The organism is Stenotrophomonas sp. GD04054 (genome assembly GCF_029836955.1).
Classification (GTDB): domain Bacteria; phylum Pseudomonadota; class Gammaproteobacteria; order Xanthomonadales; family Xanthomonadaceae; genus Stenotrophomonas; species Stenotrophomonas maltophilia_A.
In genome coordinates this window covers 36,135-49,648 of sequence record NZ_JAOECR010000038.1, presented here as the reverse complement: position 1 = coordinate 49,648, position 13,514 = coordinate 36,135, and the positions used below count along the sequence as shown (strand labels likewise).

The window sequence follows — 13,514 nt, the reverse complement described above, 5'->3', positions numbered from 1 at the left end:
CATGCTCGACCCGGGTACCGCAGAGTGGTCATTTGCGATCTTGTGTGTCGCAGGATCACCTTCACGGCGGACGGGATACCCGGCATTCTTGAGCGGCCCCAGTCAATCCGGTGCCCCATGCTCCGTCCTGCTTCCACTCTCGCGTTGCTCATCGTCGCGCCGCTGGCCTCCGCGGCCAGCGATCCGCGCGACGTGGTCACCCGTCTTTACGCGGCCGTCCAGGCGCCGGCTTCGGACGAAGCGACCATTCCGCCGTTGCTGGGCGATGCGCTGCGCTCAGCCATCGATGCGCAGCGCGCTTACGAGCGGACCTGTGCGGTGCTGGCCGCGCATGACGAGAAGCCGCACATGCTGGACCAGAGCCCGTATCTCATGGCGCCGGATCGGCCGGAAACGGTAAAGGTGGGGCTGCCCGCGACGAGCGGCGATGGCAGTTGGGTGTCCGTCGAAATGGCGATAGGCGACTATCGCTGGACCGACCGTGTCCTGCTGCAAAGGCAGGGCCAGGACTGGAAGGTCATGGACATCCGCTGGGGCCAGGGCGGCAACCTGATCGGGCGGCTGAAGCAGTTCTCGGCCTTCCGCTGCACCGCTTCTGGCGGCTAGCGCCGGGGCGCGCCCGACGCCTCGACCTCAGCCTTCCAGAATGAAAGCGGCCGCGACCTTGCGGCCTTCGCCCGCCAGGATGTTGAAGGTGCGCGCGGCGGCCGGATTGTTCATCACTTCCAGGCCGATGCCGCGTGACAGGCAGGCAGCCATTACCACTGCCGGCGGGAATACCTGGCGGTCACCCGTGCCGAGCACGATCAGCGCCGGGTTCAGCGCCAGGATCGGCTCCAGGTCAGCCAGCTGCAGCGCGGTGGCGCTCACTACCGGCCATTGCGTGACCAGCTGGTCCGGGGTCAGGAAGAAACTGCTGCCCAGCACCTGGTCATTCACCTTGGCCGAGCGGCCATCGGCGGCGCGCAGGCTGTAGGCGTAATCGGGCGGTTCGTGGTTCAGCTGCATGGCAGTAAGGCGATCAGCCGCGCGGCAGCACGATCTGGCGCTGTTCCTTGCTCGGGCGGTACAGCACGGCGACGTGGCCGATGCGCTGTACCAACGCGCTCTCGGTGGCTTCGACGATCTCGCCGATCATCACGTCACGGGCGTCGCGATCCTCGGCAGCGACCTTCACCTTGACCAGTTCGTGGCGCTCCAGCACTTCGTTCAGCTCAGCGATGAAGGCCGGGGTCACGCCCTTGCCGCCGGTCTGCAGCAGGGCCTTCAGGTCGTGGGCTTGGCCGCGCAGGAAACGGGTCTGGGAGGCGGTCAGGGCGATGGACATGCAGGAAAACACGGTTGAATGGGGCGATCAGGGTATCATGAGGACCCCATCAGCCCCTATTTTCAATGGCTACCCGCAGCAAAAGCAGCCAGCGCTGGCTCAAGGAACACTTCTCCGACCCCTTCGTGAAGAAGGCGCAGGCCGAAGGCATGCGCTCGCGCGCCGCCTACAAGCTTGAGGAGCTGCTCGAACGTGACCGGTTGCTGAAGCCGCACATGGTGGTGGTCGACCTCGGCGCGGCGCCGGGTGGCTGGTCTCAGCAGGTTCGGAGACAGATTGGCGACACCGGCCGCGTGCTGGCCCTGGACATCCTGGACATGCCGCCATTGGCCGGCGTGGAGTTCCTTCATGGTGACTTCAGGGAAGAAGCCGTCCTATCGCAGTTTGAAGCCATGCTCGGGGATCAGCCGGTAGACCTTGTGCTGTCGGACATGGCCCCCAATAAGAGTGGTGTGGGCGCGGTCGACCAGCCGCGGATGATGCACCTGGCGGAGCTGGCCCTGGATTTTGCCGACAACCACCTGAAGACCGGTGGGGCATTCCTGATCAAGCTGTTCCAGGGCGAGGGCTTTGACGACTACGTGCGCGATATGCGCCGCCGGTACGACAAGGTCTCCATCCGCAAGCCGGAAGCCTCGCGCAAGCGCTCTCCCGAGGTGTATGCCTTGGGTCAGGGAAAACGCGCCCACATGAAGTAAGCTCGCAATGTACGCAAGTTCGACCCCAACGCAACGCCAGCACTGAGAGGAACACCGGAGCCAATGAGGATGAACGACTTGACCAAGAACCTCCTGCTATGGGTGGTCGTCGCCGTCGTGCTGATGGTGGTCTTCCAGAGCTTCTCGCCCAAGACCTCCGGGGCTGGGGCGCAGGGTGCGTCGTACTCGCAGTTCCTGGACCAGGTGGACAGCGGCAACGTGCAGAAGGTCGCCTTCGGCGGCGACATGCGCGGCGGCACCAGCCAGCTGACCTACACCACCCGCGGTGGGCAGTCGTCGACCATCACCGCACCGTTCGATCGTGACCTGATCAACGTGCTGCGCACCAAGAACGTGGAGATCGTGCAGGAGGAGCCGTCCAGCGGCATCTCCCTGGGCGCGATCCTGATGAATTTCCTGCCGGTCATCCTGATCATCGGCTTCTGGTTGTTCATCATGCGCCAGATGCAGGGCGGTGGCGGCGGTGCCAAGGGCGCGATGTCCTTCGGCAAGTCGCGCGCCAAGCTGCAGGGCGAAGACCAGATCAAGGTCACCTTTGCCGACGTCGCCGGTTGTGACGAGGCCAAGGAAGAAGTGGGCGAGCTGGTCGACTTCCTGCGCGACCCGTCCAAGTTCACCAAGCTGGGCGGCAAGATTCCGCGCGGCGTGCTGATGGTGGGCCCGCCGGGTACCGGCAAGACGCTGCTGGCCAAGGCCATTGCCGGCGAAGCCAAGGTGCCGTTCTTCTCGATCTCCGGTTCGGACTTCGTGGAAATGTTCGTCGGCGTCGGCGCCAGCCGCGTGCGCGACATGTTCGAGCAGGCCAAGAAGCACGCCCCCTGCATCATCTTCATCGACGAAATCGACGCCGTCGGTCGCCACCGTGGTGCCGGCCTGGGCGGCGGTCATGACGAGCGCGAGCAGACCCTGAACCAGCTGCTGGTCGAGATGGACGGTTTTGAAGGTGGCGAGGGCGTGATCGTGATCGCCGCGACCAACCGTCCGGACGTGCTGGATCCGGCACTGCTGCGTCCGGGCCGTTTCGATCGCCAGGTCGTGGTCGGCCTGCCGGACGTGAAGGGCCGCGAGCACATCCTGAAGGTGCACATGCGCAAGCTGCCGTTGGCCGACGATGTCGAGCCGATGGTGATCGCGCGCGGTACCCCGGGCTTCTCCGGTGCGGATCTGGCCAACCTCTGCAACGAGGCCGCCCTGTTCGCAGCGCGTGGCAACGAGAAAGAAGTCCGGATGGACCACTTCGACCGTGCCCGCGACAAGATCCTGATGGGCGCCGAGCGCCGCTCGATGGCCATGAGCGAGGACGAGAAGACCCTGACCGCTTACCACGAAGCCGGCCACGCCATCGTCGGCCGCCTGGTGCCTGAGCATGACCCGGTCTACAAGGTCACCATCATTCCGCGCGGCCGTGCGCTGGGCGTGACCATGTACCTGCCGGAGGGCGACAAGTACTCGATGAACCGCGTGGCGATCCAGTCGCAGCTGTGCTCGCTGTACGGTGGCCGCGTCGCTGAAGAGCTGATCTTCGGCGAGGACAAGGTCACCACCGGTGCCTCCAACGATATCGAGCGTGCCACCAAGATGGCCCGCAACATGGTCACCAAGTGGGGCCTGTCCGAGCAGCTCGGCCCGATCGCCTATGGCGAAGAGGACGACGAAGTGTTCCTGGGCCGCTCGGTCACCCAGCACAAGAGTGTGTCCAACGACACGGCGCGCCGCATCGACGAGGAAGTACGCAACATCCTCGACAAGGCTTACGCCCGCACCACGCAGCTGTTGACCGACAACATCGACAAGCTGCATGCGATGTCGCAGCTGCTGCTGCAGTACGAAACCATCGACGCGCCGCAGATCGACGCCATCATGGAAGGCCGCGATCCGCCGCCGCCGGCCGGCTGGAACAAGTCGAACAAGGACGGTGGCAACGACAAGGGCGGCGACGCCCGTCCGCTGCCACCGATCGCAGGCCCGGCCGAGTCGCACTGACGGCCCGCTGCACGTGACACCAGACGAGGCCGGGGCGACCCGGCTTCGTCGTTTCCGGGCCACTGGCCCATTCCGAAAAACCGAACTGACGCTGGAGCCCGCATGTCCGCCCCGAAGCCCGAACCGATTTCCCACAAGGCCGAAATGGTCATCGCCACCGTGGTCGGCGTGGGTGTGGGCCTGGGGGCCGACAACCTGCTGCTGGGCTGCGTGGTGGGTATCGCGGTCGGCATCGTGCTGAGCATCGCCAAGACCCTGTACGTGGACCGCAAGCGCCGACGCCGTTGAGGGGTATCGGCAGGGCTGCGCCCTGCACCTGCTCCGAGCCAGAGCAACAGCAACAGCAACAGCGAGTTTCTGGGGATGGCGGGGCGGTGTGGGTTGGCAGGACACGCCGTAAACCCGTCCTTGGGGGCTCGATGGCGCCATCCATGGCGCCAACGGTCCTGCCAACCCACACCGCCCCACCCCTGACAATTTCCTGCTGCTGTTGGTAGGTGTCGACCTTGGTCGACACGATAGATCCACGTCATGCGTGGATGAATCTTCATCGAAATTGAATATCTCGATATCTGTGAGATCTGAGCCGAGCATGGCTCGGCTCTACAGAAATGCCGACAGATCGCAGAAATCTGTCGAAGGCGGGGTGGGTCCGGTTGCGGGGGCGTGAGCCGCATGGATGCGGCGACCGAGCTTACATGGACGTACTTGCAGCGTCTCCCGCAACCGGACCCACCCCGCCATTCCTCAGCAAACCTGCTGCTGCTCCGGCTGTTGCTGTCGCTCTGGCCTCTGCGGGTGCAGGGCGCCGCCCTGCCGAACTAAACTACCCGCCGTTGTCCCTGCAGGATTGCCCATGTTCGATACCTCGCCCCAGCTCGATTGCGCCGGCCGCATCCTGCGCCTCGACCGCGCCCGGGTCATGGGCATCGTCAACGTCACCCCGGACTCGTTCTCCGATGGCGGCGCGCACGACACCACCGAGGCCGCGGTCGCCCATGGCCTGAAGCTGGTCGAGGAGGGCGCGGACCTGCTCGATATCGGCGGCGAATCCACCCGCCCGGGCGCCGCGCCGGTATCGGTCGAGGAAGAGCTGCGCCGGGTGCTTCCGGTGATCGAGCAGCTGGCCGCCCGTACGCAGGTTCCGATCAGTATCGATACCTTCAAGCCGGAGGTGATGCGTGCGGCCGTGGCCGCCGGCGCCGGCATGATCAATGACATCTACGGCCTGCGCCAGGAGGGGGCGCTGGATGCCGCCGCTGAAGCCGGCGTGCCAGTGGTGCTGATGCACATGCAGGGCGAGCCGGGCCATATGCAGGCCGATCCGCATTACGACGACGTGGTCGCCGAGGTGCACGGTTTCCTGGTGCAGCGCCTGTTCGCTGCCGAGATGGCGGGCATCGCGAAGAAGAACTTGCTGATCGATCTCGGTTTTGGCTTCGGCAAGACTACCGCTCACAACATGACCCTGCTAGCGCGCTCGGAACGCTTCCTGGAACTGGGCGTGCCGATGCTGGCTGGCCTGTCGCGCAAACGCAGCCTGGGCGAACTGACCGGCCGCGACACGCCGTCCGAGCGCGTGGCGGCTTCGGTAGCCGCGCACCTGATCGCGGTCCAGCGTGGCGCGCGCATCGTGCGCGTGCATGACGTGGCGGCCACCGTCGATGCGCTGAAGATCTGGCAGGCGGTGGAAGCCGTGCCGACGCCGCGTGCCGACGCCACGCCGACGATCCGCTGGCCGGACGAAGACTGATGGGCATCGACCGGCGGCCGCTGGCGATCGCCGTCATGGGGCCGACCGCCAGTGGCAAGACCGCCACCGCGATCGCCCTGGCGAAGCAGCTGGATGGCGAGATCGTCAGCGTCGATTCGGCGCTGGTGTACCGGCACCTGGACATCGGCTCGGCCAAGCCGGATGCGGCCGAGCGCGCGCAGGCCCCCCACCATCTGCTGGACCTGCGCGATCCCTGGCAGACCTACTCGGCAGCCGAATTCGCCGCCGATGCCGGCCGGGTCGTGGCCGACATCGTGGCACGCGGCAAGATGCCGATCCTGGCCGGTGGCACTGGCCTGTACTTCCGCGCCCTGTTGCAGGGCCTGTCGCCGATGCCCGAGGCCGATCCGGCGACGCGCGAAGCGCTCAGCGCCGAGGCGGCCGAGCGTGGCTGGGCGGCGCTGCACGCAGAGTTGGCCAAGGTCGATCCAGCAGCAGCGGCACGCATCCATGCCACCGACCCGCAGCGCATCCAGCGGGCGCTGGAGGTCTATCGCCTGACCGGCACCCCCATCACTGAATGGCAGCGCCGGCCGGGCGTGGCGCCGTTGCCGGTGCGCACCCTCAAGCTGATCCTGGCGCCGCGTGACCGCGCGGTGCTGCACCAGCGCATCGAGGCACGCTTCGACGCCATGCTGGCGCAGGGCTTCCTCGACGAGGTGCGGGCGTTGCGCGCGATGCCGGAAATGGCTGCCGTGGAGGCGCCACTGGACCTGCCGGCAGTGCGCGCGGTCGGCTATCGCCAGGCTTGGGAGTACCTGGACGGGGAGGGCGATGCTGCCCGCTTCCGTGACAAGGCGATCTTCGCCACCCGCCAGCTGGCCAAGCGCCAGCTGACCTGGCTGCGCGGCGAGCTTGATGCGCGCTGGTTCGACCCCCATATCGACCACGAGCGCCTGGCCGGCGCGGTGTCGACCTTCGTCGCACGCTGAACCCCCGCCAGCCGTGTAACATCATCGGTCGGCGGGCGGCTCGGGGGCCGTGGCAACCGTCGGCAACCCAATAAGAACAATAATCAGGAGTGTGCAATGTCCAAGGGGCAATCGCTGCAGGATCCTTTCTTGAATGCACTGCGGCGCGAACGCGTGCCGGTTTCGGTGTACCTGGTGAACGGCATCAAGCTGCAGGGCACGATCGAGTCGTTCGACCAGTTCGTGGTCCTGCTGCGCAACACGGTCAGTCAGATGGTCTACAAGCACGCCATTTCCACGGTCGTTCCGGCACGCAACGTGAAGGTCGGTCCGGGCGGTGGTTACGTGCAGTCGGGTGAAGGTGGTCAGGCAGGTGATGAAGCAGACGAGTAATACCGGAGCGGTGAATGTTTGACCGCTCGAAGAAGGGTGAACACGCCCTGTTGATCCAGCCCCATTTCGGCAAGCTGGAAGACGATGTGCTTGAAGAGTTCGGTGATCTGGCCCGCTCGGCTGGGGCCAGCATCGCCGCGACGATCACGGCACGCCTGGACCGTCCGAATCCGTCGACCCTGATCGGCAGCGGCAAGCTGGACGAGATCAAGGCCGCGGCCGATGCCAGCGGTGCCGACCTGATCCTGGTCAACCATGCGTTGAGCCCGGGCCAGGAGCGCAACCTGGAACGCTTCCTCGAGCGCCGGGTGATCGACCGTACCGGCCTGATCCTGGACATCTTCGCCCAGCGTGCGCACAGCCACGAGGGCAAGCTGCAGGTCGAGCTGGCACAGCTGCGTCACCTGGCCACGCGGCTGGTGCGCGGCTGGACCCACCTGGAGCGCCAGCGCGGTGGTTCGATCGGCCTGCGTGGCCCGGGTGAAACCCAGCTGGAAACCGACCGCCGCCTGTTGCAGAAGCGGGTCGAGCAGCTGCAGAAGCGGCTGGAAAAGGTCGAGGTGCAGCGGACCCAGATGCGCCGTGCGCGCGTGCGCAGCGAGCTGCCGCGTGTCGCGCTGGTGGGCTACACCAACGCCGGCAAGTCGACCCTGTTCAACGCCATGACCGGCGCCGAGGCCTATGCCGCCGACCAGCTGTTCGCAACGCTGGATCCGACCGTTCGCCGCATTGCGGTGCCGGGCGGCAACGTGGTGCTGGCCGACACCGTCGGCTTCGTCCGCGATCTGCCGCATGATCTGGTCGCTGCGTTCCGCTCGACCCTGTCCGAGGCGCGCGAGGCCGATTTCCTGCTGCATGTGGTCGACGCTGCCGATCCGCACCGCGAGGAGCGCATCGCCCAGGTGGACGAGGTACTGACCGCGGTCGGTGCCGGTGACCTGCCGCAGTTGCTGGTGTTCAACAAGATTGACCGCATCGAGGGCGCCGACGTTCGCCACGATGGCCAGGACGGTATCCCGGATGAGTCGCGTCGCGAGCGGGTGTGGATTTCCGCGCGTGACGGGCAGGGCCTGGAGCTGCTGCAGGCGGTGCTGGGCAAGCGCCTGGGCCTGCAGCATGTTACCGGCGAACTGCGCCTGCCGCCGGATGCCGGCCGCCTGCGTGCGCGCCTGCACCAGCTGGAAGTGATCCGCAGCGAGCAGGCCGACGAAGACGGCTGGCTGCTGCAGGTCGACCTGCCGATTGCCGAAGCCGAAAAGCTGGCCGCCAGTGCCGACGGCGCGCCGATCCGGGCGCTGCTGCCGGAGAAACCGCCGGAGTGGTGAGGTAGCGGCCCATGCCCGGTAGTGCCGGCCGCTGGCCGGCAGCGCAACCGTGCCGGAGGGGCGCGACATCCAGCTGTCATCTGCGGTACAACGTGCAGGTTCTTCACCCCACCGTCATGCCGATGTCCATTCCCACCGACGCTGAACTCAACGCCCAGTCCGCCGCGCTCGGGCAGCGCCTGCAGCAGGCTTCGCTGCAGCTGGTGACCGCTGAAAGCTGCAGTGGTGGCTGGATCGCCAAGTGCATGACCGATATCGCCGGTTCCTCGGCGTTCTTCGACTGCGGCATGGTGGTCTACAGCTACGAGGCCAAGCAGCGCCTGCTGGGCGTGCGTGCGCAGACCCTGGAGCAGTTCGGCGCGGTCAGCCGCGAAACCGTGCTGGAAATGGTGTCCGGTGCGCTGGTCAATTCCGGCGCCGGTATCGCCGTGGCGGTGACCGGCATCGCCGGTCCTGGTGGCGGCAGCCCGGACAAGCCTGTCGGCAGCGTCTGGATTGGCTGGAAGCGCCGCGGTGGCTATGCCCGTGCCGAGCTGTTCCAGTTCGATGGCGATCGCGAAGCCATCCGCCGGCAAACCGTGGCGGCGGCATTGCGCGGTATCGACGCCCAGCTGTGACATGCTGCTCCGGTAATCGTCCGGAGCACGCATGATGTGGGAAACGCTGGGCACGGTCCGTGACCTGGGCCGACTGCAGGAAATCGCCGTCGTCCTGATCCGCTATGGCTTCGGCGATGTGGTGCGGCGCATCGGCCTGGCCAGCACGCTGGAGCGGGCAGGGCGCCTGCTGCACTGGAACGAGGAGCGGCAGGAACTGCTGCGGATGACCGCGCCGGTGCGCGTGCGCAGCGCGATGCAGGATCTCGGCCCGACCTTCGTCAAGCTCGGCCAGGTGCTGGCGACGCGCGTCGACCTGCTGCCGCCGGAATGGATCGCCGAGCTCTCTGAACTGCAGAACGCAGTACCGGCGCTGCCGTACGCGGATATCCGTGAGCAGCTCGAGGCCGATCTTGGCGCATCGCCTTCAGAAGTGTTCGCCTTCCTTGATGAAACCCCGATGGCCGCCGCCTCGCTGGCGCAGGCCCATCGCGCGCGTCTGCATGACGGTCGCGAGGTGGTGCTGAAGGTGCGTCGCCCCGGCATCCGCGATGTGGTCGAAGCGGACCTGCGGCTGCTGGCCCGCCTGGCCGAAATCGTTGAAGCCCGGCTTCCGGACCTGCGTCGTTACCGCCCGGCCGAGGTGGTGCAGCAGTTCACGGTGTCGCTGCGCCGCGAGCTGGATTTCGCCGCCGAGTGCCGCAATGCCGAGCGCATCGCGCGCAACTTCAAAGGCCGCGACGACATCCTGATTCCCGACGTGCACTGGCAGTGGACCTGCGAAAGCCTGAACGTGCAGGACTTCGTCGACGGCATTCCAGGGCGTGATCTGGCCGGCGTCGATGCGGCGGGGCTGGATCGGCGCGAACTGGCGCGGCGTGGTGCTGACATCGTGCTGAAGATGGTGCTGGAGGACGGCAGCTTCCACGCCGATCCGCATCCCGGCAACATCATCTACCTGCGTGACGGCCGCATCGGTGTGATCGATTTCGGCATGGTCGGTGCGCTGTCCGAAGTGCGTCGTTTCCAGGTTGCGCAGCTGCTGCACGGGCTGGTCGAGCAGGACCCGCAGGGCGTGGCCGACGTGCTGCTGGACTGGGCCGGCGGCGTGGAAGTGGACGAGAACCGGCTGCAGCACGACATCAGCCAGTTCGTCGACCAGTACCGTGGCGTGCCGCTGAAGGACCTGCGCATCGGTCTGATGCTGGGCGACATCACCCAGCTGCTGCGCAGCTACAGCCTGACCCTGCCGGCCGACCTGGCGCTGATGATCAAGGCGTTCCTGACCCTGGAAGGCATGGGGCGGCAGCTGGACCCTGATTTCGACATGGCCAGTGCCGCGCGCCCGTTCCTGGAACGGGTGGTGCTGCAGCGCTATGCGCCCAGGGCCCTGCTCAAGCGCGGCCGCCGCAGCTTGCTGGGCCTGGTCGACTTCGCCGGTGAACTGCCCCGCGACCTGCGCAAGCTGGTCCAGGCCGCCCGCCGTGGGCGCCTGCAGCTGAAGGTGGAAACCACGGCGCTGCAGGGCTTCGGCGAGCAGGTCAACCGTGCGGCGAACCGGCTGGTGATGGGCATCGTCACCGCCGCATTGATCATCGGCTCGTCGATCGTGATGCACAGCGTTGGCGGCGTCTCCAGCCGCTGGCTGCTGGCACTGGGCGTGTGCGGCTTCATCGGCGCCGGCTTCTGCGGCGTCTGGATCCTGTTTTCGATCTGGAGAAGCGGCAAGCACACATAGTGTGCTTGCCGCAGCGGTTCCCAACGGGAACCGCGGAATCGCTGCGCGATTCCTGTAGAGCCGACCGCTGGTCGGCTGCTTTTGCTCCGCCTTTGTCTCTGCCAGCCAGGCCGAGCCCGGCGACGATCGCCGAGCACAGCTCGGCACCACAGATGCCGCCGTGTCGCCCCCGGCACTTGCAGCCCCGCTCATTAGTAGTAATACTACTAACCATGGACCTGACCGACACCCAGCAGGCGATCCTGCAGTTGATCGCCGAGCGTATCGAGAGCGAAGGCGCGCCGCCGTCGCAGACTGAAATCGCACGTGCGTTCGGCTTCAAGGGCGTGCGCGCGGCCCAGTACCACCTGGAAGCCCTGGAGCAGGCCGGTGCGATCCGTCGCATCCCGGGCCAGGCCCGCGGCATCCGCCTGGTGCAGGCGCCACCGGTCGAGAAGCTGGCCGAGCCGGGCCTGCCCGACAGCGTCCTGCGCCTGCCGGTATTGGGCCGTGTCGCAGCCGGCCTGCCGATCGGTGCCGATATCGGCTCGGACGACTTCGTGGTGCTGGACCGGGTGTTCTTCTCGCCGGCACCGGATTACCTGTTGAAGGTGCAGGGCGATTCGATGATCGACGAGGGCATCTTCGACGGTGACCTGATCGGTGTGCACCGCACCCGCGATGCTCATTCCGGACAGATCGTGGTGGCCCGCATCGATGACGAGATCACCGTCAAGCTGCTGAAGATCGCCAAGGATCGTATCCGCCTGCTGCCGCGCAATCCCGACTACAAGCCGATCGAGGTGCTGCCGGACCAGGACTTCTCGATCGAGGGCCTCTATTGCGGCCTGTTGCGACCCAACCGTTGACCCGTTCCATAGCGCATTACCCCGCGGTCTTTTGTGGCGATTCTCTGGTTCCACTGAGGTTGGTACGGATGTCCGATAATTCTTTTCAGAGCGCCGGGCAGAATCTCAGCCTGTGCGATACGTCCGACTTAAAGTGAACCCATGGCAAAGAAGACCCCCAAAGACAGCACCTCCAACGACACGACCTCTGCAAGGACCAATCCGATGGACGAGAACAAGAAGCGCGCCCTCGCTGCAGCTCTGGGCCAGATCGAAAAGCAGTTCGGCAAGGGCTCGGTGATGCGCATGGGCGACCGCGTGGTCGAGCCCGTCGAAGCCATCCCGACCGGTTCGCTGATGCTCGACATCGCGCTGGGCATTGGCGGTCTGCCGAAGGGCCGTGTCGTTGAAATCTACGGGCCGGAATCCTCGGGCAAGACCACGCTGACCCTGCAGGCCATCGCCGAATGCCAGAAGATGGGCGGCACCGCGGCCTTCATCGACGCCGAGCACGCGCTGGACCCGATCTACGCCGCCAAGCTGGGCGTGAACGTGGACGACCTGCTGCTGTCGCAGCCGGATACCGGCGAGCAGGCGCTGGAAATTGCTGACATGCTCGTCCGTTCGGGTTCGGTGGACATCCTGGTGATCGACTCGGTCGCCGCGCTGACCCCGAAGGCCGAAATCGAAGGCGAGATGGGCGACCAGCTGCCGGGCCTGCAGGCCCGCCTGATGAGCCAGGCGCTGCGCAAGCTGACCGGCAACATCAAGCGCTCCAACACCCTGGTGGTCTTCATCAACCAGCTGCGCATGAAGATCGGCGTGATGATGCCGGGCCAGAGCCCGGAAACCACCACCGGCGGCAACGCGCTGAAGTTCTACGCTTCGGTGCGCCTGGACATCCGCCGTATCGGCGCGATCAAGAAGGGCGACGAGATCATCGGCAACCAGACCAAGATCAAGGTCGTCAAGAACAAGCTGGCGCCTCCGTTCAAGCAGGTCATCACCGAGATTCTGTACGGCGAAGGCATCAGCCGCGAGGGCGAGCTGATCGACATGGGTGTGGATGCCAAGCTGGTCGAGAAGGCCGGCGCCTGGTACAGCTACGGTGAAGAGCGTATCGGCCAGGGCAAGGACAACGCCCGTGGCTACCTGCGCGACAACCCGACGGTCGCTGCCAAGCTTGAAGCCGAGCTGCGCGAGAAGTTCCAGCCGACCGAAGCCACCCGTGAGGAAGGCGACGACGAAGGCGACGACGAATAAGGCTTGCTGTGGGGCAGGGCGGCGCCGTCAGTGACGTCGCCCTGTCCCGCAGGTTCGAATCGCCTAGGGATGGGCTGGGCGCCACGGATGGCGCCACCCTTGGAGCACCGATGTCCGACGCCGACGACATTCCCACCGGCCGCAAACGCCGGCCGCGCGAGCAGACGCCCGTGCAACGAGCGCTGGGCCTGCTGGTCCGCCGCGAGCACTCGCGCAAGGAGCTCACCCGCAAGCTGACCGCACGTGGCATCGAAGATGAAGCCGCGCAGGCTGCTGTCGCCAAGCTGACCGAAGCCGGCTGGCAGGACGACACCCGTTTCGCCGAGAACCTGGTGCGGATGCGCGCCAACACCGGTTATGGGCCGATCCATGTCCGCGCCGAGCTGGGCACTCACGGCCTGGACAGTGCCGCGATTGCCGCGGCGATGGACAGCTATGAAGGCGACTGGCAGGAAAATGCCCGTGATCTGGTCCGCCGACGCTTCGGCGAGGCGGGTCCTCAGGACCTGACGCAGCGGCGCAAGGCCGCCGATCTGCTGGCCCGGCGGGGCTTCGACGGCGACAGCATCCGCCGTGCGACCCGCTACGACTCGGATGACTGAGACTGGCGGCGCCGGGCCTGATACCCTTTAGGTTTTCGGCGGTCCCTCGCGACCCT

General features: G+C 66.3%; 15 protein-coding genes. 13 read left to right on the top strand and 2 right to left on the bottom strand.

What is annotated here, in order from left to right:
* The first annotated feature begins 117 nt into the window (after positions 1 to 117).
* A complete protein-coding gene (locus N7573_RS16265) occupies positions 118 to 606 on the top strand; it encodes a hypothetical protein (protein ID WP_279913927.1) in 489 nt (162 codons plus the stop codon).
* A gap of 27 nt (positions 607 to 633) precedes the next feature.
* On the opposite strand, the gene N7573_RS16260 is transcribed toward N7573_RS16265, so the two are convergent.
* The gene (locus N7573_RS16260) at positions 634 to 1,008 is read right to left on the bottom strand and encodes an Mth938-like domain-containing protein (protein WP_012510659.1); all 375 of its coding nucleotides are present in this window, start codon (positions 1,006 to 1,008) and stop codon (positions 634 to 636) included.
* 13 nt (positions 1,009 to 1,021) lie between these two features.
* A complete protein-coding gene (yhbY, locus tag N7573_RS16255; RefSeq protein WP_004152868.1) occupies positions 1,022 to 1,327 on the bottom strand; it encodes a ribosome assembly RNA-binding protein YhbY in 306 nt (101 codons plus the stop codon).
* 65 nt (positions 1,328 to 1,392) lie between these two features.
* Here yhbY and rlmE point away from each other — a divergent pair, with 65 nt between their 5' ends.
* The 12 genes from rlmE (at position 1,393) to recX (ending at position 13,458) form a co-directional block, all read left to right on the top strand.
* A complete protein-coding gene (gene rlmE / locus N7573_RS16250; RefSeq protein WP_005409014.1) occupies positions 1,393 to 2,025 on the top strand; it encodes a 23S rRNA (uridine(2552)-2'-O)-methyltransferase RlmE in 633 nt (210 codons plus the stop codon).
* Positions 2,026 to 2,094: 69 nt separating this feature from the next.
* The gene (gene ftsH, locus N7573_RS16245) at positions 2,095 to 4,029 is read left to right on the top strand and encodes an ATP-dependent zinc metalloprotease FtsH (RefSeq protein WP_162292081.1); all 1,935 of its coding nucleotides are present in this window, start codon (positions 2,095 to 2,097) and stop codon (positions 4,027 to 4,029) included.
* 102 nt (positions 4,030 to 4,131) lie between these two features.
* Entirely contained in the window at positions 4,132 to 4,317 is a 186-nt protein-coding gene (locus tag N7573_RS16240) for a hypothetical protein (RefSeq protein ID WP_100471916.1), read from the top strand.
* Between the two features lie 568 nt (positions 4,318 to 4,885).
* Positions 4,886 to 5,782, top strand: coding sequence for a dihydropteroate synthase (gene folP / locus N7573_RS16235; RefSeq protein ID WP_279943218.1), 897 nt, complete (start codon positions 4,886 to 4,888; stop codon positions 5,780 to 5,782).
* Positions 5,782 to 6,735: a tRNA (adenosine(37)-N6)-dimethylallyltransferase MiaA gene (gene miaA, locus N7573_RS16230; protein ID WP_279943217.1), complete on the top strand. Its 954-nt coding sequence runs from the start codon at positions 5,782 to 5,784 to the stop codon at positions 6,733 to 6,735. Before folP ends, miaA begins: the two co-directional genes overlap by 1 nt.
* A 96-nt stretch (positions 6,736 to 6,831) precedes the next feature.
* The gene (hfq, locus tag N7573_RS16225) at positions 6,832 to 7,107 is read left to right on the top strand and encodes an RNA chaperone Hfq (RefSeq protein WP_004152891.1); all 276 of its coding nucleotides are present in this window, start codon (positions 6,832 to 6,834) and stop codon (positions 7,105 to 7,107) included.
* A gap of 14 nt (positions 7,108 to 7,121) precedes the next feature.
* Positions 7,122 to 8,432, top strand: coding sequence for a ribosome rescue GTPase HflX (gene hflX, locus N7573_RS16220; RefSeq protein ID WP_279913921.1), 1,311 nt, complete (start codon positions 7,122 to 7,124; stop codon positions 8,430 to 8,432).
* 122 nt (positions 8,433 to 8,554) lie between these two features.
* Positions 8,555 to 9,049, top strand: a complete 495-nt coding sequence (locus N7573_RS16215) for a nicotinamide-nucleotide amidohydrolase family protein (protein ID WP_010484249.1) — start codon at positions 8,555 to 8,557, stop codon at positions 9,047 to 9,049.
* Positions 9,050 to 9,083: 34 nt separating this feature from the next.
* Positions 9,084 to 10,766 carry a 2-polyprenylphenol 6-hydroxylase gene (ubiB, locus tag N7573_RS16210; RefSeq protein WP_049461320.1) on the top strand — a complete coding sequence of 561 codons (1,683 nt, stop codon included), beginning with the start codon at positions 9,084 to 9,086 and terminating at the stop codon, positions 10,764 to 10,766.
* Between the two features lie 212 nt (positions 10,767 to 10,978).
* Entirely contained in the window at positions 10,979 to 11,614 is a 636-nt protein-coding gene (gene lexA / locus N7573_RS16205) for a transcriptional repressor LexA (protein ID WP_032128412.1), read from the top strand.
* A 204-nt stretch (positions 11,615 to 11,818) separates the two neighbouring features.
* Positions 11,819 to 12,856, top strand: a complete 1,038-nt coding sequence (gene recA / locus N7573_RS16200) for a recombinase RecA (protein WP_049449560.1) — start codon at positions 11,819 to 11,821, stop codon at positions 12,854 to 12,856.
* Between the two features lie 110 nt (positions 12,857 to 12,966).
* Complete coding sequence (gene recX, locus N7573_RS16195) at positions 12,967 to 13,458, top strand: recombination regulator RecX (protein WP_279912516.1); 492 nt, start codon at positions 12,967 to 12,969, stop codon at positions 13,456 to 13,458.
* The last annotated feature ends 56 nt before the right edge of the window (positions 13,459 to 13,514 follow it).

What these genes read in the sequence shown, in the direction of transcription:
- N7573_RS16265 (WP_279913927.1), top strand. Translation starts at nt 118, where the DNA reads ATGCTCCGTCCTGCTTCCACTCTCGCGTTGCTCATCGTCGCGCCGCTG.
- N7573_RS16260 (WP_012510659.1), bottom strand. Translation starts at nt 1,008, where the DNA reads ATGCAGCTGAACCACGAACCGCCCGATTACGCCTACAGCCTGCGCGCC.
- yhbY (WP_004152868.1), bottom strand. Translation starts at nt 1,327, where the DNA reads ATGTCCATCGCCCTGACCGCCTCCCAGACCCGTTTCCTGCGCGGCCAA.
- rlmE (WP_005409014.1), top strand. Translation starts at nt 1,393, where the DNA reads ATGGCTACCCGCAGCAAAAGCAGCCAGCGCTGGCTCAAGGAACACTTC.
- ftsH (WP_162292081.1), top strand. Translation starts at nt 2,095, where the DNA reads ATGAACGACTTGACCAAGAACCTCCTGCTATGGGTGGTCGTCGCCGTC.
- N7573_RS16240 (WP_100471916.1), top strand. Translation starts at nt 4,132, where the DNA reads ATGTCCGCCCCGAAGCCCGAACCGATTTCCCACAAGGCCGAAATGGTC.
- folP (WP_279943218.1), top strand. Translation starts at nt 4,886, where the DNA reads ATGTTCGATACCTCGCCCCAGCTCGATTGCGCCGGCCGCATCCTGCGC.
- miaA (WP_279943217.1), top strand. Translation starts at nt 5,782, where the DNA reads ATGGGCATCGACCGGCGGCCGCTGGCGATCGCCGTCATGGGGCCGACC.
- hfq (WP_004152891.1), top strand. Translation starts at nt 6,832, where the DNA reads ATGTCCAAGGGGCAATCGCTGCAGGATCCTTTCTTGAATGCACTGCGG.
- hflX (WP_279913921.1), top strand. Translation starts at nt 7,122, where the DNA reads ATGTTTGACCGCTCGAAGAAGGGTGAACACGCCCTGTTGATCCAGCCC.
- N7573_RS16215 (WP_010484249.1), top strand. Translation starts at nt 8,555, where the DNA reads ATGTCCATTCCCACCGACGCTGAACTCAACGCCCAGTCCGCCGCGCTC.
- ubiB (WP_049461320.1), top strand. Translation starts at nt 9,084, where the DNA reads ATGTGGGAAACGCTGGGCACGGTCCGTGACCTGGGCCGACTGCAGGAA.
- lexA (WP_032128412.1), top strand. Translation starts at nt 10,979, where the DNA reads ATGGACCTGACCGACACCCAGCAGGCGATCCTGCAGTTGATCGCCGAG.
- recA (WP_049449560.1), top strand. Translation starts at nt 11,819, where the DNA reads ATGGACGAGAACAAGAAGCGCGCCCTCGCTGCAGCTCTGGGCCAGATC.
- recX (WP_279912516.1), top strand. Translation starts at nt 12,967, where the DNA reads ATGTCCGACGCCGACGACATTCCCACCGGCCGCAAACGCCGGCCGCGC.